We start from the raw sequence: 20,862 nt of genomic DNA, 5'->3' as shown, positions 1-20,862 counted from the left end.
AAGGCAGCCCCAATGGCCCCTCAGGATTTCTCGAGGTTGGCCAGAATCCTGGCATGCACCCGCATGCAGACCTGCAGGTCCGCCTCGTCCACCCCGGTGAACAGCTCCACCCGCAGTTGATTGGCAATGGTCTCGATCTGGTCGATCAGCGGCTTGGCCGGTGGGCACAGCACGATCTTCTTCGCCCGCCGGTCCTCCAGCACCGCCTGCCGGCGCACCAGCCCCTGCCCTTCCAGGCTATCAAGCAGGCGCGCAAGGGTCGGGCCTTCAACACCCACGCTCTGGGCCAGCTCACGCTGGGTCGGGGCCTCTTCGAAACGGGCCAGGTGCAGCAACACCAGCCAGCGCGCCTGGGACAGGTTGAGCCCGGCCAGGCGCCGGTCCAGCTCGGCACGCCACCCCCGGGACATCTGGGCCAGCTGCATGCCGAAGCGGTGTTGGTTGTCGGTCAGGGGCATAAGCAACTCATTGAACAGATCTAATTATTAGGCAGCTAACCATGGCCCGTCCCACGAGGCAAGGCTCGGGCACACTGGAATGTTCGATAATCGTGAAAAAACATGACGAAGGTCAGCAGATGGCAGGTCTGCGCGATCCTGTCGCCACTCACAGTTCAAACTCGGCCGCCAGCGCCGCACGCACGCAGTACAGCACGCCCTCCGGCACCCGTGCCCCGAACAGCGGCGCAATCGCCGACACCGGTGGCAGCTCGCCCTCGCCATCGAGGAAGGCATCCTGCACTTCCATCAACAGGTCTTCCGGCAGGTCCAGGGCCTGCTCCAGACTCAGCTCCTGACGGCCCAGCGCCTCGGCCAGCAAGCTGTAGACGTTTTTCTCGCTGCAGTTCAGCTGGCCAGCGATCTGCGCCGGGGTCATACCGGCGCGGGCCAGGCTGACCAGTTCGTGGCGCAGGTCGAGCACCACTTTCGGTGCGTCGTCGGTGCCACCGCTGTTGTTCAGCACCTCGAGGAAGGCCTGGCCATAACGCTCCAGCTTGCGCGCGCCCACGCCACTGACCTGGGCCATGTCGCTGAGGCTGACCGGCTGGCTGCGCAACATCTCCAGCAACGTCGAGTCGGGGAAGATGACGTAGGGCGGCACACTGTGCTCCTCGGCCAGCTTGCGCCGCAGGGTACGCAGCGCTTCCCAAAGCTCGCGCTCTTCGGCACGCACCAGCTGGCTGGCCGGGCTGCCGCCACTGGAGGACGAGGTTTTGGCAGTGGTTTGCGGTTTGAGGTCACGGCGCAACTGCAAGGTCACTTCGCCACGCAGCAGCGGCCGGCAGCTGTCGGACAGGCGCAGGCCACCGTAGCCTTCCAGGTCGATGTCGACCAGGCCGCGCGCCACCAGCTGGCGGAACAGCGAGCGCCATTCGACCTCGGCCAGGCCTTTGCCGACGCCAAACACCGAGAGTTTCTCGTGGCCGAAATTGCGCACCTTGTCGGTGTCCTTGCCCAGCAGCACGTCGACCAGGTGCCCGACGCCGTAGCGCTGGCCGGTGCGGAACACCGCCGACAGTGCCTGGCGGGCAGGCTCGGTGGCGTCCCATGTCTGCACCTGGTCGACACAATTGTCACAGTGCCCGCATGGTTGCTCGAGGGTTTCGTCGAAATACGCCAGCAGCGACTGGCGGCGGCAGCGGGTTTCTTCGCACAGGGCCAGCATGGCGTCGAGCTTGTGCTGCTCGATGCGCTTGTGGCGCTCGTCACCTTCGGAGTTCTGCAGCATCTGCTTGAGCATGACCATGTCCTGCAGCCCGTAGGCCATCCAGGCATCGGACGGTAGCCCGTCACGGCCGGCACGGCCGGTCTCCTGGTAGTACGCCTCGAGCGACTTGGGCAGGTCAAGGTGGGCGACAAAGCGCACGTTGGGCTTGTCGATACCCATGCCGAAGGCGATGGTGGCGACCATGATCAGCCCTTCCTCGTTGAGGAAGCGGTGCTGGTTGGCCGCGCGCGTCTCGGCAGCCAGGCCGGCGTGATACGGCAGCGCCGGGAAGCCCTGGTCGCAAAGGAAGGCGGCGGTCTCGTCGACTTTCTTGCGTGACAGGCAATAGACGATGCCGGCGTTGCCGCGGCGCTCGCCGAGGAAGGCCATCAGTTGCTTGCGCGGCGCCTCCTTGGGCACGATGCGGTAGAAGATGTTGGGCCGGTCGAAACTCGACAGGAAGCGCTCGGCGCCTTGCAGGTGCAGGCGCTGGACGATTTCTTCACGGGTGCGCATGTCGGCGGTGGCGGTCAGTGCGATGCGCGGCACATGCGGGAACAGCTCGGCCAGCTGGCCCAGTTGCAGGTATTCGGGGCGGAAATCATGGCCCCATTGCGACACGCAGTGGGCCTCGTCGATGGCGAACAGCGCGATATCCAGGTCGCGCAGGAAGTCGAGCATGCGCGGCTGCACCAGGCGCTCCGGCGCCAGGTACAGCATCTTCACTTCGCCACGGCGCAGGCGCCCGGCCAGGTCACGCTGCTGCTCCGGCGTCAGCGTGGAGTTCAGCGCGGCAGCCGGCACCCCCAGCTCGTCGAGGGTAGCGACCTGGTCGTCCATCAGCGCGATCAGTGGCGAGACCACCACCGTCAGGCCCGGGCGTAACAGCCCCGGCACCTGGAAACACAACGACTTGCCGCCGCCGGTGGGCATCAGCACCAGGGCATCGCCGCCATTGGCCACGCAGTCGATGATCGCTGCCTGACGCCCGCGGAAACTGTCGTAGCCGAAGACGTCCTTGAGAACGCGCTGAGCCTGTTCGAGCATGTGCAACTCCACAAATCGCCGTACCATCCTGGATACAGGCTGGACGAAAAACCCGCCCCGCACACGCCAAATGCGTAAGCGGTTTTTGCCAGGCAGCCGGCAAAACCTGCCCCTGGATGAAAAATCGCGGAGTATACCGCAGCGCTGCCCCGCGCAGGGCACCGCGACGATAGACGTTCCCTTTGCCCCGCCGTCGCCGCAAGGTGCTAGAATTCGTTATCGTTTATTCCCCAAGGTAGCCCTGTAATGTCCTTCGCCGAGCAACTGACCCGCCTGCAAGCCTTCCTCGACGCCGACGAGCTGCACGAAGAAGCGCTGGACTATGTCGCCGCCCACGGCTACCTCACCGCCCTGTCGATCAATGCCGAGGAAGTGCCCGAGCGCGAATGGATCGACGCCTTGTTCGCCGAAGAACCGCACTACGCCAGCGACGCTCAGCGCACCGAGATCGAAGCCACCCTGGTGGCGCTCAAAGCGCATATCGCCCGTCAGTTGGCCAGTGACGACGAGTTCGAGCTGCCGTGCGACCTGGACCTGACCGACGAGCCGGACGATTCCGACCTGCGCGGCTGGTGCATCGGCTTCATGGAAGGCGTATTCCTGCGTGAAGAGGCCTGGTTCGAGAACGCCGAGGAAGAAGTCAGCGAGATGCTGTTGCCGATCATGGTTGGCTCGGGCCTGTTCGACGAGCAGCCGGAGTTCGCCGATATCGCCAGCAACGCCAACCTGCAGGACGACATGATCGTGCAGATCCCGGAAGCGCTGACTGCCCTGTTCCTGCTGCTGCACGCCCCTGACGAAAAGCCGGCGCTGCTCAAGCCACGCCACCACTAAGTTGCTTGTGCGCTACCTGCTGCTGGCCACCGGCTGGCTCAGCGTCGCGTTGGGGGTGTTGGGGATTTTCCTGCCGGTGCTGCCCACCACTCCGTTCCTGCTATTGGCGGCGGCCTGCTTTGCCCGCAGCTCGCCGCGCTTTCACCACTGGCTGGTCCATCACCCGAAGCTCGGGCCATGGATCCGCGACTACCTCAGTGGTGAAGGCATCCCCCTCAAGGGCAAGGTCTATGCTGTCGGCCTGATGTGGGCCAGCATCGGCCTGTCGTGCTATCTGGTACCGCTGTTCTGGGCCCGCACCTTCATGTTGACCAGCGCCGTGCTGGTAAGCCTGTATATCCTCAGCCGGAAAACCTTGCACAGGTCAAAGTGACAATATTTTGTCGCCAAATATCAATATCGCCTAACTGATACTTCTCTTATCCGAAAGAATTCTGGAACCAGGCAAAAGCCTTGTATTCACGGGCTTTCACGGCCATCCATAGTGGTGCACTTGTGCAGTCCTGCGCAAACCAATTAGACAATATATGTCTTATATGGCAATTTGATATGAATAAATCTTCTTATCTATCGCATTGAATGTACTTAGCTGTGTTGTTAAAAACCTGCAACACTATACGCGATTAGTTTATCGTCATTTTTTTGGCGAACAGCAGGATAAATTCCAGGATCAGGGAGATGTACCATGCGCGTTTTGAACCCCATCACCAGTGCGTTACTGTTGGCCCTGGCGAGTGCCAACGTACAGGCGATGTCGATCACAGAGGCCGTCCAGAGCGCCGTGGACTACCATCCCCAAGTCAGCTCCAACCGCAACAGCAAGCTCTCGGCCGATGAAGACGTAAAGTTTGCGCGTGGTGGCTACTTCCCTTCCGTAGACCTGGTCGCAGGCTACGGCCGGCAACGTTCGGACAATAACAATACGCGCGGGGTAAACCCCGACGGTACGAGCAACCACAACAAGGAAACGCTCAACTACACCCAGTCCGAGCTGCGCCTGCGGCAGATGATTTTTGACGGCTTCAACACCTCGAACGAGGTGGGCCGCACCGAAGCGGTCTCCACTTCCCGCGCCTACTACACCCAGGCTGTCGCCCAGGATGTCGCCCTGCGTGCAACCGAGGTGTACCTGGAAGTGCTCAAGCGCCGTGAGCTGGTAGCCCTGGCCAGGAATAACCTGCAAGCCCACCTGCGCGTCAACGACCAGATCGGCCTGCGCAACGAGCGCGGTGTCGGCAGCACCGCCGACCTTGACCAGTCCCGCGCCCGTCGAGCCCTGGCGGAAAACAACCTGGACACCGCCGAAGTCGACCTGGCCGACGCCGAGGCCAACTTCTTCAGTGTCGTCGGCCGCATGCCGGACGAGCTGGAAAGCCCGCAGTCGATCAAGGTTGAAATGCCGGCCGATCTCGAACAGGCGCGTGAAGGCATGCGCCAGAACAATCCTTATATCAAGTCGGCCCAGGCTGACGTAAATGCCGCCGAGAAGCAGTACGAAGTGGCCAAGTCGACCTTCTATCCTCGCTTCGATGCCATCCTGGCCACAGGCGCCAACAACAACACCGGCGGCGAGAAAGGTCACAGCAACAACGACTGGCAAGCCGGCGTCGAGATGAACTACAACCTGTTCCGCGGCGGCAGCGACAAGGCTCGCCTGAACTCCGACGCACACAAGGTCAACCAGGCGCTGGACATCCGCAACAACGCCCTGCGTGAGCTGACCGAGAACCTGAGCCTGGCGTGGAACGCCATGAACAACGCCAGCAAGCAGCTGCCGACCGCGCGTGAATACGCCGAGACCACCAAGCGCGTGCGTGCGGCCTACCAGGACCAGTTCGGCCTGGGCCAGCGTACCCTGCTCGACCTGCTCGACAGTGAAAACGAGCTGTACAACGCCGACCGCCGCTACACCGAGGTGCGTTATACCGAGGAGTTCTCGCGCTACCGCGTGCTGGCGACCATGGGCGAGTTGCTGAGCAAGCAGCGTATTTCGCTGCCGCCGGAAGCGCTGGCTACTACCGAAGTGCGCACCGAGGCGCGCTTGCCTGACATGCGTTGATCAGGTTCGAGATGTTGGGGCCGCTTTGCGGCCCTTTCGCAGCACAAGGCTGCTCCTACAGGAAAGCGCGCAACATCTATAGGAGCAGCCTTGTGCTGCGAAAGGGCTGCAAAGCAGCCCCCCAGCGCCTACTCGCTGCCATGGTTGCGCTGGAACGTCTCCGCCCCCATGGCCCTGATCTGCCCCTCGATCAACGCCTCGAACGGTGCCAGCAGCGCATCGAAACAGGCCGGCTGCTCCAACGCGTTCAACGCCCCCACCACAGCCTCGATAGTCGATAACGCCCCCGCCTCCGGTGCCTTGCGCAAGCGGTAGCGTGAAGGCGCGACAGCCCCCAGCGTGACCCTCGGCAACGTATCCAGCAGCGGGTTCAGGTACAGCAGCTTGCGCGCCTTGCGCCAGGTGCCGTCGGGCACGATCAACAGCAAGGGTTTGTCGTCCGTCTCGCCATAGGCCAGCAATTCCTGGGCGTCATCGCCCGGGAACAGCAGGGCCGGCCGGTAACCCGGGGTCGCCAGCAATTCGCTCAGGTCATCGAACACCTCGCCTACCCGCAACTCGGCGTTGTTCAGGCCAAGGGCGGCCAGGCGGGCGGTGTTCAGGGCATGGGCGGTTTCACTGGGGTGCTGCAGCAGGATGACGCGGGTGCGGCTGTCGAGCGCGGGAATCAGTGGGCAGAGGCAATGGTCGAGCGGGCGCTGGCAACGCTCGCAGCGGGGTCTGGGCATGGGGTTCTCCTTGGCGGGAACAGTTTGCCACAGAACCGGGGCCAGCGATTTCAGCGGTTGAACCGCTCTGCCAGGCTATGCAGGTACTCCGCCATGCGTTCCAGGTCCTGGCTGATTTCCGCGCCCTGCCTGGCCTGCCCGGCACTCTGGTCGCACAGCTGGGCAATCCTCACGATCTGCTGGTTGATGTCTTCGGCCACATGGCTCTGCTGCTCCGACGCCGTCGCCATCTGCTGGCTCATGCCGGTGATGCGGCTGACCGCCTGGGCAATCCCGCTCAACGCGGCCTGCACTGCTTCGACACTGTGCACACTATCCCGCGAGATCTGCTCACCACGGTTTGCCGTACTGACCGCTCGCTCTGCCCCGGCGCGCAACGAAGCAATGATGTGGTGGATTTCTTCGGTCGAGGCGCGCGTGCGCTGGGCCAGCGAACGCACTTCATCCGCCACCACGGCAAATCCGCGCCCCTGTTCGCCGGCGCGTGCCGCTTCAATCGCAGCATTGAGCGCCAGCAGGTTGGTCTGCTCGGCAATCGAAGTGATCACATCGACCACGCTGCCGATCGACTGGGTCTGCTCGGCCAAGGCGTTCACCGCCTGGCCGATGTCATTGACGGCATCGCTCATGCTGCCCATGGCTTTCAGGCTCTGCAGAGCCAGCTCACTGCCCTGCTGTGCCAGCTGATCGGCATCTCCCGCTGCATGCGCCGTACTTTGCACATTGTGGGTAACCTCCTGGATGGTCGCCGCCATCTGCGCAATCGCGGTGGCGGACTGGTCGGTCTCGTTGCGCTGACGGTCGAGCATCTGTGCCTGGGCATCGGACAACCCGGACGACTGCGCAGCCCGCGACTTCACCCCGACCCCGGCATCCACCAGCCGGGTCAAGGCCGTTTGCAGGCGTGCTTCCTCGCTGAGGATGGCCAGGTCGAGCTGGCCTTGCAGGCCCGGGTTATCGCTATAGGTCAGCGCCACCAGCGGGCTGGTGAAAGCCTTGGGATGCTCGGCCAGCGTGCGGCGGATGCCCTGGTTCTGCCGGTGCTCGACCAGATACCAGGCCAGCAGCAGGCTGGCCATCAGTACCCCGAGTGCCGCGTAAGGCGGTAGCCACAGGTAGCCCGCTGCCGACAGCAGGCCCGCGCCGATCAATGGCCAACCGTGACCCAGGCCATGCCCCAGGCGGGCCGCCCATGGCACCGGCGCTCGGCCGGCCCGCAAGCGTGCGTACAACGCCTCGGCGCGGCGGATCTGCTCGCGTGTGGGCACCGACCGCACCGACTCGTAGCCACTGATGCGGCCCTGCTCGTAGATGGCCGTGACATAGGCGCTGACCCAGTAGTAATCGCCGTTCTTAGCCCGGTTCTTGACTACACCCATCCACGGTTTGCCCTGCTTGATGGTTTCCCACATGTGGCCGAACACCGCCGGCGGCATGTCCGGGTGGCGCACCAGGTTGTGGGGTTGACCGACCAGTTCGTCGTAGGTGAACCCGCTGATCGCCACGAAGGCGTCGTTGCAATAGGTGATGCGGCTGTTGAGGTCGGTGGTGGAAATCAGGCGCTGATCGTTGGGAAAGGTTCTTTCGTGCTCAGTGACGGGCAAATTCATGCGCATCTTGGGCAATCCTTGCAGGATTAAGGGGAGGTGGTGAGCAGCACACGCTGATTTGATATATAGCAGGACGCCATTATGTTGTCGGTCAGCGGCGACAACAATTTAACCGGCGCCGACGAAATACAGCATGTGCCGGACTTCAGCCCACGTTGAGCTGGCTTTTCAGCAAATCGCGGAAGGTCTGGATCAACGGTTCGCGGCTGCGCCCGCGGCGAATGATCAGCGAGAACGGTGCCTGGTAGCCGAAGGTCGACGGCGACAGCACGCGCAAGTCGCCCTTGTCGACCCAGGCCTGGGCATAGTGCTCGGGCAGGTAGCCGATGTAGGCCCCGGAAAGAATCAGGATCAACTGCGCCTCCATGCTCTCCACGGTCGCGGCACTGTGCTTGAAGCCGTGCCGGGCCAGCTCGGCCTGGCTCCAGTAGCCACGCCCGACCATGCGCTGCTGGGTCACCACTGGCTCGGGAATGCGCCGTTCGGCATACAGCGGGTGGCGGCTGCTGCAGTACAGCCAGTGCTGCTCACGGTACAGCGGCTGATAAAGCAGCCCGCTCATGCGCGAGGAAAACGCGCCGATGGCCAGGTCCAGGCGGTTGTCCTGCACGCCCAGCTGCAGCTCGTATGGGCTGGACACCGACAGGTGCAGGTGCACCGCCGGGTGTTCCTGGCTGTAGGCGCCAATGGCTTCGGCCAGCGGCAAGGCCCGGTCACCGACCGTGGAGTCGATCACCCCCAGGTTGAGGGTGCCGCGCAACTCGCCCTTGAGGGCGGCGGCGTACTGTTCGAAACCGTCCAGCTCGGCCAGCAGGCGCAGGGTTTCCTGGTGAAACAGCTCGCCCTTGCTGGTCAGGCTGAAACCGCCACGGCCACGGTGACACAGCACGATACCCAGGGCGCCTTCGAGCTGGCTCATGTAGGTGCTGATGGCCGAGGTCGACAGGTTCAGCTCGCGCTGGGCGTTGGCGAACCCCTGGTGGCGCACCACGCTGACGAAGATGCGCAGCAGTTTCAGGTCGGGCAAGGTCGAGGCCATGGTGCAACAGTTCCGCAAGGGTATTTGCGCGCAGTCTAACCGCTCTGCCGCCTTTAGTTCAGAAATTCCTGAACTAAGTATTTGCCGGTAGCGATTTTTCCCCGGCACTACCTTCAGCAGACTTGGCCGAAATGTCCCTGCCCGCCGGCAAGACCCTACCTGCAAGGCGCGCGGCGGCACAGGTTCGAACAAACAGAACAATCGACCGACTGATGAGGCCCACCGTGGACAAGATCCTCCACCAACCACTGGGCGGCAACGAAATGCCGCGTTTCGGCGGCATCGCCACCATGCTCCGTCTCCCCCACCTGCAAAGTGCCCAGGGCCTGGACGCCGCCTTCATCGGCGTGCCACTGGATATCGGCACCTCGCTGCGCTCCGGCACCCGCTTCGGCCCGCGGCAGATCCGCGCCGAATCGGTGATGATCCGCCCGTACAACATGGCCACCGGGGCGGCACCGTTCGACTCGCTGTCGGTGGCCGACATCGGTGACGTGGCAATCAACACCTTCAATCTGCTGGACGCCGTGCGCATCATCGAAGAAGCGTATGACGAGATCCTCGAGCACAACATCATCCCGCTGACCCTGGGTGGCGACCACACCATCACCCTGCCGATCCTGCGCGCGCTGCACAAGAAGCACGGCAAGATCGGCCTGGTGCACATCGATGCCCATGCCGACGTCAACGACCACATGTTCGGCGAGAAGATCGCCCACGGCACCACCTTCCGCCGCGCCGTGGAAGAAGGCCTGCTCGATTGCGAGCGCGTGGTGCAGATCGGCCTGCGCGCACAGGGCTACACCGCCGATGACTTCAACTGGAGCCGCCGCCAGGGCTTCCGCGTGGTCCAGGCCGAAGAGTGCTGGCACAAGTCGCTGGCACCGCTGATGGCCGAAGTACGGGAAAAGGTCGGCGGCGGCCCGGTGTACCTGTCGTTCGACATCGACGGCATCGACCCTGCCTGGGCGCCAGGCACCGGCACCCCGGAAATCGGCGGCTTGACCACCATCCAGGCGATGGAGATCATTCGCGGCTGCCACGGCCTGGACCTGATCGGCTGTGACCTCGTCGAAGTCTCCCCGCCTTACGACACCACCGGCAACACCTCGCTGCTCGGTGCCAACCTGCTGTTCGAAATGCTTTGCGTGCTTCCAGGCGTAGTACGTCGGTAAACGACGGCCCGTTGCAGGAGCGCTCGCAGTACTTGCTACACCCCGGCAGGAGCCATATGGGAGGGCCACTGAGGCCCGCCAACAACACGACAAGACCGCCGGGCGCCGTGAACCCGCCCGCGTGGTCGATCTCGCCATAATAAAGATAATCGGGAGACCCCCAATGGCCTTGGACATCATTGTTGTAATGATCTATACCGCCGGCATGCTCGGGCTTGGCTGGTATGGCATGCGGCGCGCGAAAACCCATGAAGACTACCTGGTGGCCGGGCGCAACCTCGGCCCTGTCCTGTACATGGGCACCATGGCCACCACCGTGCTCGGTGGCGCCTCCACCGTCGGCACCGTGCGCCTGGGCTACGTCCACGGCATCTCTGGCTTCTGGCTATGCGCAGCCCTGGGCCTGGGCATCATCGCCCTCAACCTGTTCCTGGCCAAACCCTTGCTGCGCCTGCGCATCTTCACCGTGACGCAGGTGCTGGAGCAGCGCTACAACCCGACCGCACGCCAGGCCAGCGCCGTGATCATGCTGGCCTACGCACTGATGATCGGCGTCACCTCGACCCTGGCCATGGCCACCGTATTGCAAGTGCTGCTGGACCTACCGTTCTGGGCCTCGCTGCTGCTGGGTGGGGGTGTGGTAGTGCTGTACTCGACCATTGGCGGCATGTGGTCGCTGACCCTGACCGATATCGTCCAGTTCGTGATCAAGACCGTCGGCCTGATGTTCATCCTCCTGCCAGTGTGCCTGTACAAGGCCGGTGGCTGGGACACCCTGGTAGCCAAGCTGCCGGCGGCCAGCTTCCAGCTGACCACGATTGGCTGGGACACCATCATCACCTACTTCCTGATCTACTTCTTCGGCATCCTCATCGGCCAGGACATCTGGCAGCGGGTGTTCACTGCCCGTGACGAGAAGGTCTGCCAGCGTGCCGGCACCACCGCCGGTGTGTACTGCGTACTGTACGGCCTGGCCTGCGCCACGATCGGCATGGCTGCGCACGTGCTCATGCCTGACCTGGCCAACCCGAACAATGCCTTTGCCGAGATGATCAAGACCACCCTGCCCGATGGCATCCGTGGCCTGCTGATGGCAGCGGCACTGGCCGCCATGATGTCCACCGCCAGTGCCGGCCTGCTGGCTGCGTCCACCACCCTGACCGAAGACCTGTTGCCGAAGCTGCGTGGCGGCAAACAGTCGAGCCTGGGCGTCAGCCGCCTGTTCACCCTGCTCACCGGGCTGGTGGTGCTGGGCATTGCGCTGATGGTGAACGATGTGATCAACGCCCTGACGCTGGCCTACAACCTGCTGGTCGGCGGCATGCTGATCCCGCTGATCGGTGCCATCTTCTGGAAGCGCGCTACCACCTCCGGGGCTATCGCCAGCATGTCGCTGGGCTTTGCGACCGCGTTGCTTTTCATGTTCAAGGATGGGCTGGAGGCCAATACGCCGATCTACTACAGCCTGGTGGTTGGCCTGGTGAGCTTTGTGGTGGTGAGCCTGGTGTCGCGTAAACCGGCGGCGGCGGTGAAGCTGGCCTGATAGTTCTCGGGCGCCTGTACCGGCCTCTTCGCGGGCTTGCCCGCTCCCACAGGGACTCCACAGGTCCTGAGATTTGTGGGGTACCTGTGGGAGCGGGCAAGCCCGCGAAGAGGCCGGTACAGGCAACAGATTTTCATCAGGCACAAAAAGGCCGCTGCACCCACCCAGGTGCAGCGGCCTTTGTATTTATCAGCGACGACGCGGTTGGCGTTTGCGCTGCTCTTCGTCAGTCGGGATCGGCACCGGCTGCAAGGGTGGTGGAATCAGCCCCAAGGCGACAGCCAGGTCGTGGAGCCAGTTGGACAGTGGTTTATTCATAATGCCCCCTTGACGGGTCAGCCTCACGGCAATTCAATCCTGCGATGTTTCATACAGATCATAGCCCTATGTCCTGCATTACGCATGCCTCTACACCTACAGATACGGGCCATTTTGATACGGATCAAGCCGTAGCGGCGCATTCCGACGACTGGTTAATCGTTTCGCTTTGTTGCAGGTCGATCCAGGCCTGCAAATTCGCCCCGCGCATGCCTTGGCGCCACATCAACCAGGTGACCGCCTGATCGAACGGCGTCTGCAGCTGGTGTACCCGTACCCGGTCGCGCCCGGGCAGGCTGTCAAGCATCGACCGGGCCATCATCGCCACCCCCGCGCCGGCGATCACGCAGGCCAGCATGCTCTGGTACGACTCGATCTCCATCACCCGGCCCATGGGCGTATGGGCATGGGCATACCAGGCTTCCAGGCGCATGCGGTACGAGCAGCCCTGACGGAAGGTGAACACCGCCTTGCCCGCTACGTCCTTTGCTGTGTGCACTGCAGGGTGCTCGGGACTGGTGATCAGTACCAGTTCCTCCTCGCACAACGGCACGCCATCCAGCCCGGCCAGGCTCGGCGGCCCGTCCACCAGGGCCGCGTCCAGGCGGTGGTTGAGCAGGCCTTCCAACAGTTCGCCACTGGGCGCCGCGCGCACCTGCAGGTTCACCGCCGGGTAGGCCTGGTGATAGCGTGCCAGCAATCCCGGCAAATGGGTCGCCGCTGTGCTGTACATGGTCCCCAGCACGAAATCCCCGGCCGGTTGGCCACCTCGCACCGCGGCCAGCGCCTCGTCGCGCAAGGCTGACATGCGGTTGGCGTAGTCCAGCAGCACCTTGCCCGCCGGCGACAGCTGCAGGCGCTGGCGCTCGCGCAGGAACAGCTCGACACCCAGTTGCTCCTCGAGCTGGCGCAAGCGCGTCGACAGGTTCGACGGCACCCGGTGCAGGCGCTCTGCGGCACGGGTGACCGACCCCTCCTCGGCCACGGCCTGGAAGATACGCAGTTGGCTGAATTCCACGACATTCTCCAAAACAGAACAACTTGATCATCATTATTCAATTTTATTGAAAAACAAACCACCCTAACCTGCCACCCATCGCTTACATCCGCGCAGGAGACTTGCCATGTCGCCCCTCATTCAACTGCTGGCCAGCGCCGTGGCGCTGATGATGGCCATGGGCATCGGCCGTTTCGCCCTTACCCCGCAGCTGCCGCAATTGATCGCCGAAGGCCAGTTCGACCTGACGGTCGCCGGGCTGGTGGCGGCGGCCAACTACCTGGGTTATTTCATCGGCGCCGTCGACGCCATGTTCGCCCGCTCACCGGGTCAGGTGCGCCTGCGCCTGCATGGCGGGCTTTGGCTGTGCGTGCTGCTGACCTTGGCCTCATGGGCCGCCGACGGGTTCTGGAGCCACCTGTTGCTGCGCTTCGGCACCGGCGTGGCCAGCGCCTGGGTGCTGGTGATGATCACCAGCCTCAGCCAGCAGGTGGCCAATGCCCTCAATCGCCAACGCTTGGGTGCCCTGGTGTTCGCCGGGCCAGGGCTGGGTATTGCGCTGACCGGCTTGCTGGCTCTGGTTGCGCATTTGTGGGGGTTGGGCTCGGCAGCACTGTGGCTGATCTATGCCGTGGCCGCGCTGGTGATGCTGCTGGCGGTCTGCCCCTGGTTGCCGCGCGCGCTGCAAGCTGCAACGGCGCCCTCCGCTGCAAGCCAAGGCCCGAGCCGCAGTGTCGGCATCGGCCGCCTGGGGCTGGTCTATGCGTTGTACGGAATCGGTTACATCCTGCCGGCCACCTTCCTGTCGCAGATGGCCAACCAGCAGTTCCGCGGGCAATGGCAGGCCGACCTGTTCTGGCCGGCGTTCGGCCTGGCGGCGGCGCTGGGGGTGCTGCTGGTGAGCCTGCGACGTGGCGGCCGCACCTCGACCTGGCTCACTGCCACGCTGTGGCTGCAGGGGCTGGGTGTGCTGGCCTGCCTGATGGGCGGGGGTGTCGGGCTGGCGTTGGGTGTGGTGCTGTGTGGCGGGCCGTTCCTGGCTTGCATGCAGCTGGTGATGCAACGTTCGCGGGAGCTGGCACCGCATGCCACGCAGCGCAATGCCGGGCTGCTGACGGCCTGCTTTGCCCTGGGGCAGTTGAGCGGACCATTGCTGGCGGCGGTCAGCAGCCATTTCAGCGGCGGGCTGCAGCCGGCGCTGATGGTGGCGGCGGGTGGGTTGGTGGTGGCTGGCGGGTTGGTGCTGATGGCCGGCTCGGCACAGCAGGGCAGCGCCTGTCAGGCCAAGGCTGCATCCTGAATTGTGGTTGCCTGTGCTGGCTTCTTCGCGGGCTCGCCCGCTCCCACAGGGGCCGCACAATCTTCAAGACCTGTGCAGTACCTGTGGGAGCGGGCAAGCCCGCGAAAAGGCCGGTACAAGTTATCGATCACCCCACAATCCGCCGCAACTGCTGCTTCACCCAAGGTTCGGCACTCACCAGGACCACCCCCAGCAGCACCATCAACGCGCCAACCACAAAGTTCAGGCTCAGCGGCTCATCCAGCAACAACACGCCAAAGGTCACCCCGAACAGCGGGGTGATGAAGGAAAACACCGCCAGGTTCGACGCCAGATATTTGCGCAGCAACCAGAACCAGGTCAGGTAGCTGATGAACGACACCACAATCCCTTGGAACAGCACGCTCCCCATCGCCAACGGTGTAAACACCACCGCGCCGATCTGCCCGCTGAGCAAGGCAATCAGCAGCAGCCCGGCAAAGCCTACCGCCAGCTGATAGAACAGGGTCAGGGTCGCTGGCGCTTCCGACAGCCGCGAGCAACGCACCACCACCGTGGTCGCGCCCCAGGCCAGCCCGGCGATCACGCCAAAGGCATCGCCCAGCAGGGTACGGCCATCCATGTGCTCGAACGACATACCGCCGGCAAACGCCATGGCAATGCCGCCGAAGGCCAGCAGAATCCCCAGCCATTGCAGCAGCCGCAGGCGTTCGCTGGGCAACCTGAAATGCAGGCCCAACGCGGTGAACACCGGCGCGGTATAGAGAAACACCGACATGTGTGCCGCCGAGGTCAGCTTCAGCCCCTCGGCAATGAACAGGAATTCCACGCCGAACAGCCCGCCTGCCACCACGCCGGCGCGCCAGGTGCTACCCACCTGCTCCCAGCCACCCCGCCAGCACAGCATCAAGCCCACCAGCACGGCGGCGATGCCGTTGCGCAAGGCCGCCTGCATCACCGGCGCAATATCGATGGCGGCCGTCTTGATCAACACCTGCTGGCAACCCCAGATCAGGCATAGCCCCAGCATCACCTGGAAGGCAAAGGCATCGGGGTTCTTGCGGACCGCACTCATGGGCGGGCCTCGGCGTTGGTCATCGGCATGGGCGAAGGCTCGGCAGTGTTCATGAACTACCGATTATCGGGTTTTCAGGGCCGCACTTGCCAGCCTCAAAACGACCTCAGGCGATCTGTGCCTTCGCCGACACCTGCTCGAAGGTGGTTTCGTCCAGCGCATCCTCCTGTTCATCCAGCACCTGGCGCGGGTGCTCGAAGCCGGGAATGCTGCTGTCGATCAGGCTCATCAGCCGCGAACCACGCTCGGTGAGCACAAAGTTCTCACCATTGCCGCCATCCTCTTCGGGCCGGGTTTCGATGAAACCCCGCTCGAACAACAGCCTTTCGTATTCGCAGGCGCGGGTTTTCAGGTGGTCCAGGTCGCCCACCGGCTCACCTTTGGCGGCCAGTGCCGCAGCGTGCTGCTCGGCATAGGGGCGTGGCGTGAAGCTGCGACCGGCGCCGTTCTGCACTTCGTGCAGCAAGCGTTCGATCAGGTCCCAGTCGTAGGCGATGCTCATGGCTACGGGCTCCTGCTGTGGACGGAAGGGGTACACAGGTTGGGACCTGTCGGTGAGCCGTGGTGTTCCGAAAGATCTCGGCACGGTGACACGCCACGCGCTGAAGCCGCAGGTACCGCAACAGGCAGAAACCATTTGCTGCCTATCCATCTGTAGTTTATAAACTACATTAACCCGATGAAAAAACAGGCTGGCAGCACATTTGTCATTCTGCTTTGCGGCGGCGACAAAGGCACCCAACAGCGCGACATCAAGGCAGCCCACCAGATTCTGCGTTCGTGGAGGATGCAAAATGACTGAAACCTTCTCTGAGTTCGACCCCGCCCAGTACCTCACTACCCCTGAAGCGATCGCGCAGTTCATGACCGACGCACTCGAGACGGGGGATGCCAGCTATGTCGCCAAGGCTGTTGGCTTGGTGGCACGTGCAAAAGGCATGAGCGAGCTGGCTAAAGAAACCGGTCTGTCGCGCGAGCAGCTCTATCGGTCTTTCAGTGAGCATGGCAACCCGACTCTGAAATCGTTCCTGACTGTGATGAAGGCGCTGGGCATAGACATGACGGCGCGGCCACACCTCGCTGGCTGATAAACGGGCAAGCCCGTTCGATGCCTTCAATTGGCGCCACTGGGGCTGCCGCGCAGCCCATCTGAAAATGTCAGCGCTGTCTCTGCTGAGCTTGCATGTACTGGCGCAGCAACTGATTGATCCGGGTCTGGTAGCCGCTACCCTGCTCTTTGAACCAGGCGAGCACATCGGAATCCAGGCGAATGGTCACCGTCTGCTTGGCTGGAACTCGCAGCTCGGCCTCGCGGAAGAATTTTTCATCCAGTTCAGGAATATCCGAGGTATCAATAGCCTGGTCGTCCTGCCTAGCCAGGCGACTCCAGTCAGTTTTCGATGCTTTGGTCATAATGTTTGGCCTCCCATCTGGTGGCTTTGCGTGCAGAAATGATGCGAATGACATCACCCTGCCTTTCCGTGTACACGACCACGCCGATCAAACACTTCAGCCAGCCCAGGCAGACCCAGCGCTCCTCATCATGGTCCGGATTGTCATCACGGCGAATCAACATCGGGTGATTGAACATATCCGGAACATCGCTGAAGTCGATGCCGTGCTTGCGGATGTTTATCTGGTTCTTGCCATCGTCCCATTCAAAGAACATGGGACGCTCCGTATTTACATCTGTACATACGATACCTCCTGATCCAGGCCAAGGCTAGGGGGCGATCGCATGACCTTCAATAGCGTCAGGATGCTTTGGGAAAAGGATTACAGCCGGAAGCGGAAACGGACTAGCCAACCGGCTAGCAAGGCCCACCGGTCGAAGGCGCTGAACTAACAGCCAGGCACATGCCTCCACCGGGCATCACAACCGCCGGAGGTAGGAAGGATGAAACTGCTGCTGCCCATTGCCTGCGCCACTACCCTGTTCTGCGCCCTGCCCGCCTGGGCCTGTACACCGGAAGAAGCGACGCAGAAGCGCGAAGAGCTGGCGGGGCTGGTCACCCAGTTGACCGAGCAGAACCCGCAGAAGGCCAAGGAGATCAATGATGAGCTTCAGGGGATGGAGCTGGGGACGGCGAGCAAGGACTTGCCCGACAAATGCCAATTGATCGACAAGCGGATCAAGGAGTTGAGACAGGCGGAGAAAAAGGCTGAATAGTTGTCGCCTGTGCTGGCCTCTTCGCGGGCACGCCCGCTCCCACAGGAACCCCACAGATTTCGAGGCCTGTGATATCCCTGTGGGAGCGGGCGAGCCCGCGAAGAAGCCAACAGCGCTATCGAGCCTTACTCAGCAGCAGGCTTGCGCTTCTTCAGCGGCGCCAGGCCGTCAGCGCTGGCCAGCGGTGCGTTGGCCTTCGGTTTGGCGGTTGGCTTGCGCTTGGCGGCTGCCTTCTTGTCACCGGTCTTCTTCTCGACCTTTTTCTTCTTGCTGCCAGCCGCCTTGCCGGAGGCCTTCACCTTCTTCGGCCCGCTGTAGGTGCCCTTCACTTCCTTGATCACCCGGCGCTCGAACTGCTGCTTGAGGTAGCGCTCGATGCTCGACATCAGGTTCCAGTCGGTGTGGGTGATCAGCGAGATCGCCAGGCCTTCGCCACCGGCACGGCCGGTACGGCCTACACGGTGCACGTACTCGTCACCGCTGCGCGGCATGTCGAAGTTGATCACCAGGTCCAGGCCATCGATGTCCAGGCCACGGGCCGCCACGTCGGTGGCCACCAGCACCTTGGAGCTGCCCTGCTTGAAGCGGTCCAGGGCCAGCTTGCGGTCCTTCTGGTCCTTCTCGCCGTGCAACACGAAGGCCTTCACATCCTTGGCCACCAAGTGGCCGTAGATGCGGTCGGCCAGGGCGCGGGTGTTGGTGAAGATGATCGCCTTGTCGAAGGTTTCGTTGGCCAGCAGCCACTGCACGATCTGCTCTTTGTGCTGGTCGTGGTCGGCGGTGATGATCTGCTGGCGGGTGCCTTCGGCCAGCTGCGAGACGCTGTTGAGCATCAGGTGCTCAGGGTCTTTAAGCACCTTGCCGATCATGTCGCGCAGGGCCGCACCACCAGTGGTGGCAGAGAACAGCAGGGTCTGCTGGCGATTCTCGCACTCCTTGCACAGGCGCTCCATGTCTTCGGCGAAGCCCATGTCGAGCATGCGGTCGGCTTCGTCGAGGATCAGCACCTGCACGTGGGACAGGTCGAGGTTGCCGGCATTGAGCTGCTCGAGCAGGCGGCCCGGGGTGCCGATCAGCACGTCCGGCACCTTGCGCAGCATGGCGGCCTGTTCCTTGAAGTCTTCACCACCGGTGACCAGGCCCGACTTGATGTAGGTGAACTGCGAGAACAGCTGTACCTGCTTGAGGGTCTGCTGGGCCAGTTCACGGGTCGGCAGCAAGATCAGCGCGCGGATCTCGACACGGCGTTCGCGCAGGTCGACCAGGCGGTTGAGCAACGGCAGCACGAAGGCTGCGGTCTTGCCGCTGCCGGTCTGGGCGGTCACGCGCAGGTCACGCCCTTGCAGGGCCAGGGGGATGGCCGCGGCCTGCACCGGGGTTGGCTCGACAAAGTTAAGCTCGGCCACGGCTTTAAGCAGGCGTTCGTGCAGGGCGAATTGGGAGAACACGGAGGTAACCTCAGGCAAGTGCGGGAAAATTCAGTTGCATAGGGTAACGTTTTCTGCCGCCTTAGCCGAATTTCTTTTGGCAACTTTGTCGCCATCCGCGCTCTAATAGCGCTTCGTTTGGCAACAAAGACTGTACGCAAGCCCATGGATATCCAACGAATCTGGCGTGACTCACTCGACCTGTGGGGCACCCTTGACCAACATCCGATGCTGCACGCGGCCATCGGCCTGGCGGTGCTGCTGCTGGTTTCTCTGGTCATCGGCCGCCTGGCACGCTTCCTGGTGCTGCATGGCGCCCGCCTGCTGGCCCGCCAGCCAGCGCTGAAGTGGCTGGATGACCTGCGCAACAACAAGGTGTTCCACCGCCTGGCGCAGACCACGCCGTCACTGGTGCTGCAGTTCGGCCTGAAGCTGGTACCCGAGCTGTCCGACACCGCCCAGCACTTCCTTGGCAATGTCGCCCTGGCCTTTACCCTGCTGTTCATGACCATGGCGCTGTCGTGCCTGCTGGATGCCCTGCTCGACATCTATGCCCGCACCGAACACGCCCGCACCCGCTCGATCAAGGGCTACGTGCAGCTGGCAAAGATGATGCTGTGGATCTTCGCCTCCATCGTCATCGTCGCCACCCTGATCGACCGCTCGCCCCTGTTGCTGCTTTCCGGTCTGGGTGCCATGTCGGCAGTGCTGCTGTTGGTGTACAAGGACACCTTGCTGTCGTTCGTCGCCAGCGTGCAGCTGACCAGCAACGACATGCTGCACGTGGGCGACTGGATCGAAATGCCCCAGGTGGGCGCCGATGGCGATGTGGTGGACATCACCCTGCACACGGTGAAAGTGCAGAACTTCGACAAGACCATCGTCTCCATCCCCACCTGGCGCCTGATGAGCGAGTCATTCCGCAACTATCGCGGCATGCAGCAGTCCGGTGGCCGGCGGATCAAGCGCAGCCTGTTCATCGATGCCGCCGGGGTGCGCTTTCTCACCCGCGAAGAAGAGCAGCGCCTGAGCCAGGTGCACTTGCTGGCCGACTACCTGGCCGGCAAGCGCCAGGAGCTGCAGCGCTGGAACGAGGCTATGGGACCGGTGGCCGAGCTGTCGGCCAACCGCCGCAAGCTGACCAACATCGGTACCTTCCGCGCCTTTGCCCTGGCCTATCTGAAAAACCACCCCAACGTGCACCCGAACATGACCTGTATGGTGCGGCAGATGCAGACCACCGCCGAGGGCGTGCCGCTGGAGATCTACTGCTTTACCACCACCACCGTTTGGGCCGATTACGAGCGGATTCAGGGGGATATTTTCGACTACTTGCTGGCGGTGTTGCCGGAGTTTGGCTTGAGCCTGTATCAGCAGCCGAGTGGCAACGACATGCGGGTAGGGTTGAGCGGGCGTGTAGCGCAAGAGCCTGTGCCGCGCCGGCTGGAAGACATGAGCGAGGCTTGAGATTGCCGGGGCTGCTTCGCAGCCCATCGGCGCGGTTTGTCGCCACGACAAGCCAGCTCCCGCAGAGGTCACGCAGATCGTGAGATCTTCGTTGTACCTGTGGGAGATTGCCCAACCCTTTGGGCTGCGCTGTCGCACAGGGAACAATGTTCGAAAGCGTGTCACCTTCCCTTGTGGGAGCGGGCGTGCCCGCGAAGCAGACGACGCGGTGTATGGCCCTGGCTTCGCCGGTGTTCGCGGCGGTTCGAGGCCTCGACACACCCGCTCCCACAGAGCTCTGCTAAATCAATGGTTTATGTGTTGTTCTATGAGACCTGGCTTGCCGGCAATGGGCCGCAAAGCGGCCCCAAATTGCTTGATTGACAGGCATCACGCCTGAGGGTGGTG

At 63.0% G+C, this 20,862-nt stretch carries 21 protein-coding genes; 9 read left to right on the top strand and 12 right to left on the bottom strand.

The features are described from left to right. Positions 1–20: 20 nt before the first annotated feature. Together CAF70_RS11820 and recQ are read right to left on the bottom strand one after the other, a co-directional pair. Positions 21–458, bottom strand: coding sequence for a MarR family transcriptional regulator (locus tag CAF70_RS11820; protein ID WP_085623065.1), 438 nt, complete (start codon positions 456–458; stop codon positions 21–23). A gap of 148 nt (positions 459–606) precedes the next feature. After that, a complete protein-coding gene (recQ, locus tag CAF70_RS11815) occupies positions 607–2,754 on the bottom strand; it encodes a DNA helicase RecQ (protein ID WP_085623064.1) in 2,148 nt (715 codons plus the stop codon). A 246-nt stretch (positions 2,755–3,000) separates the two neighbouring features. Between recQ and CAF70_RS11805 the strand changes: the two genes are divergently transcribed. The 3 genes from CAF70_RS11805 (at position 3,001) to CAF70_RS11795 (ending at position 5,647) form a co-directional block, all read left to right on the top strand. Beyond that, positions 3,001–3,588 (top strand): YecA family protein, encoded by a 588-nt coding sequence (locus CAF70_RS11805; RefSeq protein WP_025340148.1) that lies wholly within the window; start codon positions 3,001–3,003, stop codon positions 3,586–3,588. Positions 3,589–3,595: 7 nt separating this feature from the next. Next, complete coding sequence (locus CAF70_RS11800; RefSeq protein ID WP_085623164.1) at positions 3,596–3,961, top strand: YbaN family protein; 366 nt, start codon at positions 3,596–3,598, stop codon at positions 3,959–3,961. Positions 3,962–4,273: 312 nt separating this feature from the next. Beyond that, positions 4,274–5,647 carry a TolC family outer membrane protein gene (locus CAF70_RS11795; protein ID WP_085623063.1) on the top strand — a complete coding sequence of 458 codons (1,374 nt, stop codon included), beginning with the start codon at positions 4,274–4,276 and terminating at the stop codon, positions 5,645–5,647. A 128-nt stretch (positions 5,648–5,775) separates the two neighbouring features. On the opposite strand, the gene CAF70_RS11790 is transcribed toward CAF70_RS11795, so the two are convergent. From CAF70_RS11790 to CAF70_RS11780, 3 genes are all read right to left on the bottom strand, one after another. Further along, positions 5,776–6,375, bottom strand: coding sequence for a tRNA-uridine aminocarboxypropyltransferase (locus tag CAF70_RS11790; RefSeq protein WP_085623062.1), 600 nt, complete (start codon positions 6,373–6,375; stop codon positions 5,776–5,778). A 50-nt stretch (positions 6,376–6,425) separates the two neighbouring features. Beyond that, on the bottom strand, positions 6,426–7,991 hold the full coding sequence (locus CAF70_RS11785; protein ID WP_085623061.1) for a PAS domain-containing methyl-accepting chemotaxis protein: 1,566 nt from the start codon (positions 7,989–7,991) through the stop codon (positions 6,426–6,428). A 139-nt stretch (positions 7,992–8,130) separates the two neighbouring features. Next, positions 8,131–9,024, bottom strand: a complete 894-nt coding sequence (locus tag CAF70_RS11780; RefSeq protein ID WP_063912913.1) for a LysR family transcriptional regulator — start codon at positions 9,022–9,024, stop codon at positions 8,131–8,133. Positions 9,025–9,248: 224 nt separating this feature from the next. Between CAF70_RS11780 and speB the strand changes: the two genes are divergently transcribed. Both speB and CAF70_RS11770 read left to right on the top strand, forming a co-directional pair. Continuing rightward, the gene (speB, locus tag CAF70_RS11775) at positions 9,249–10,199 is read left to right on the top strand and encodes an agmatinase (RefSeq protein ID WP_085623060.1); all 951 of its coding nucleotides are present in this window, start codon (positions 9,249–9,251) and stop codon (positions 10,197–10,199) included. Between the two features lie 163 nt (positions 10,200–10,362). Continuing rightward, positions 10,363–11,742 (top strand): sodium:solute symporter, encoded by a 1,380-nt coding sequence (locus tag CAF70_RS11770; RefSeq protein ID WP_085623059.1) that lies wholly within the window; start codon positions 10,363–10,365, stop codon positions 11,740–11,742. A 189-nt stretch (positions 11,743–11,931) separates the two neighbouring features. Here the strand turns inward: CAF70_RS11770 and CAF70_RS27885 are convergent, their stop codons facing one another. Together CAF70_RS27885 and CAF70_RS11765 are read right to left on the bottom strand one after the other, a co-directional pair. Next, positions 11,932–12,060: a PA1414 family protein gene (locus CAF70_RS27885; protein ID WP_009683677.1), complete on the bottom strand. Its 129-nt coding sequence runs from the start codon at positions 12,058–12,060 to the stop codon at positions 11,932–11,934. Between the two features lie 124 nt (positions 12,061–12,184). Next, complete coding sequence (locus tag CAF70_RS11765) at positions 12,185–13,078, bottom strand: LysR family transcriptional regulator (protein ID WP_085623058.1); 894 nt, start codon at positions 13,076–13,078, stop codon at positions 12,185–12,187. A 106-nt stretch (positions 13,079–13,184) separates the two neighbouring features. Between CAF70_RS11765 and CAF70_RS11760 the strand changes: the two genes are divergently transcribed. Beyond that, positions 13,185–14,357, top strand: coding sequence for an MFS transporter (locus CAF70_RS11760; protein WP_085623057.1), 1,173 nt, complete (start codon positions 13,185–13,187; stop codon positions 14,355–14,357). 127 nt (positions 14,358–14,484) lie between these two features. Here the strand turns inward: CAF70_RS11760 and CAF70_RS11755 are convergent, their stop codons facing one another. Together CAF70_RS11755 and CAF70_RS11750 are read right to left on the bottom strand one after the other, a co-directional pair. Further along, positions 14,485–15,411, bottom strand: coding sequence for a DMT family transporter (locus tag CAF70_RS11755; protein ID WP_085623056.1), 927 nt, complete (start codon positions 15,409–15,411; stop codon positions 14,485–14,487). 106 nt (positions 15,412–15,517) lie between these two features. Next, positions 15,518–15,913 carry a transcriptional regulator gene (locus CAF70_RS11750; protein WP_085623055.1) on the bottom strand — a complete coding sequence of 132 codons (396 nt, stop codon included), beginning with the start codon at positions 15,911–15,913 and terminating at the stop codon, positions 15,518–15,520. A gap of 292 nt (positions 15,914–16,205) precedes the next feature. On the opposite strand from CAF70_RS11750, the gene CAF70_RS11745 reads away from it, so the two are divergent. Continuing rightward, positions 16,206–16,499, top strand: a complete 294-nt coding sequence (locus CAF70_RS11745; protein WP_085623054.1) for an addiction module antidote protein — start codon at positions 16,206–16,208, stop codon at positions 16,497–16,499. A 70-nt stretch (positions 16,500–16,569) separates the two neighbouring features. On the opposite strand, the gene CAF70_RS11740 is transcribed toward CAF70_RS11745, so the two are convergent. Together CAF70_RS11740 and CAF70_RS11735 are read right to left on the bottom strand one after the other, a co-directional pair. Next, positions 16,570–16,824, bottom strand: a complete 255-nt coding sequence (locus CAF70_RS11740) for a BrnA antitoxin family protein (protein ID WP_085623053.1) — start codon at positions 16,822–16,824, stop codon at positions 16,570–16,572. Beyond that, positions 16,802–17,080: a BrnT family toxin gene (locus CAF70_RS11735; protein WP_085623052.1), complete on the bottom strand. Its 279-nt coding sequence runs from the start codon at positions 17,078–17,080 to the stop codon at positions 16,802–16,804. Before CAF70_RS11735 ends, CAF70_RS11740 begins: the two co-directional genes overlap by 23 nt. 228 nt (positions 17,081–17,308) lie before the next feature. Here CAF70_RS11735 and CAF70_RS11730 point away from each other — a divergent pair, with 228 nt between their 5' ends. After that, complete coding sequence (locus CAF70_RS11730) at positions 17,309–17,581, top strand: hypothetical protein (protein ID WP_085623051.1); 273 nt, start codon at positions 17,309–17,311, stop codon at positions 17,579–17,581. 125 nt (positions 17,582–17,706) lie between these two features. Here the strand turns inward: CAF70_RS11730 and CAF70_RS11725 are convergent, their stop codons facing one another. Continuing rightward, positions 17,707–19,029 (bottom strand): DEAD/DEAH box helicase, encoded by a 1,323-nt coding sequence (locus CAF70_RS11725; protein WP_085623049.1) that lies wholly within the window; start codon positions 19,027–19,029, stop codon positions 17,707–17,709. Between the two features lie 144 nt (positions 19,030–19,173). Between CAF70_RS11725 and CAF70_RS11720 the strand changes: the two genes are divergently transcribed. Then, the gene (locus CAF70_RS11720) at positions 19,174–20,475 is read left to right on the top strand and encodes a mechanosensitive ion channel family protein (protein WP_085623047.1); all 1,302 of its coding nucleotides are present in this window, start codon (positions 19,174–19,176) and stop codon (positions 20,473–20,475) included. Positions 20,476–20,862 lie beyond the last annotated feature (387 nt).

This window comes from Pseudomonas sp. B19(2017), assembly GCF_002113165.1.
Lineage (GTDB): Bacteria > Pseudomonadota > Gammaproteobacteria > Pseudomonadales > Pseudomonadaceae > Aquipseudomonas.
The sequence above is the reverse complement of the archived record's forward strand: the minus strand, read 5'-3'. Positions and strand labels throughout refer to the sequence as shown.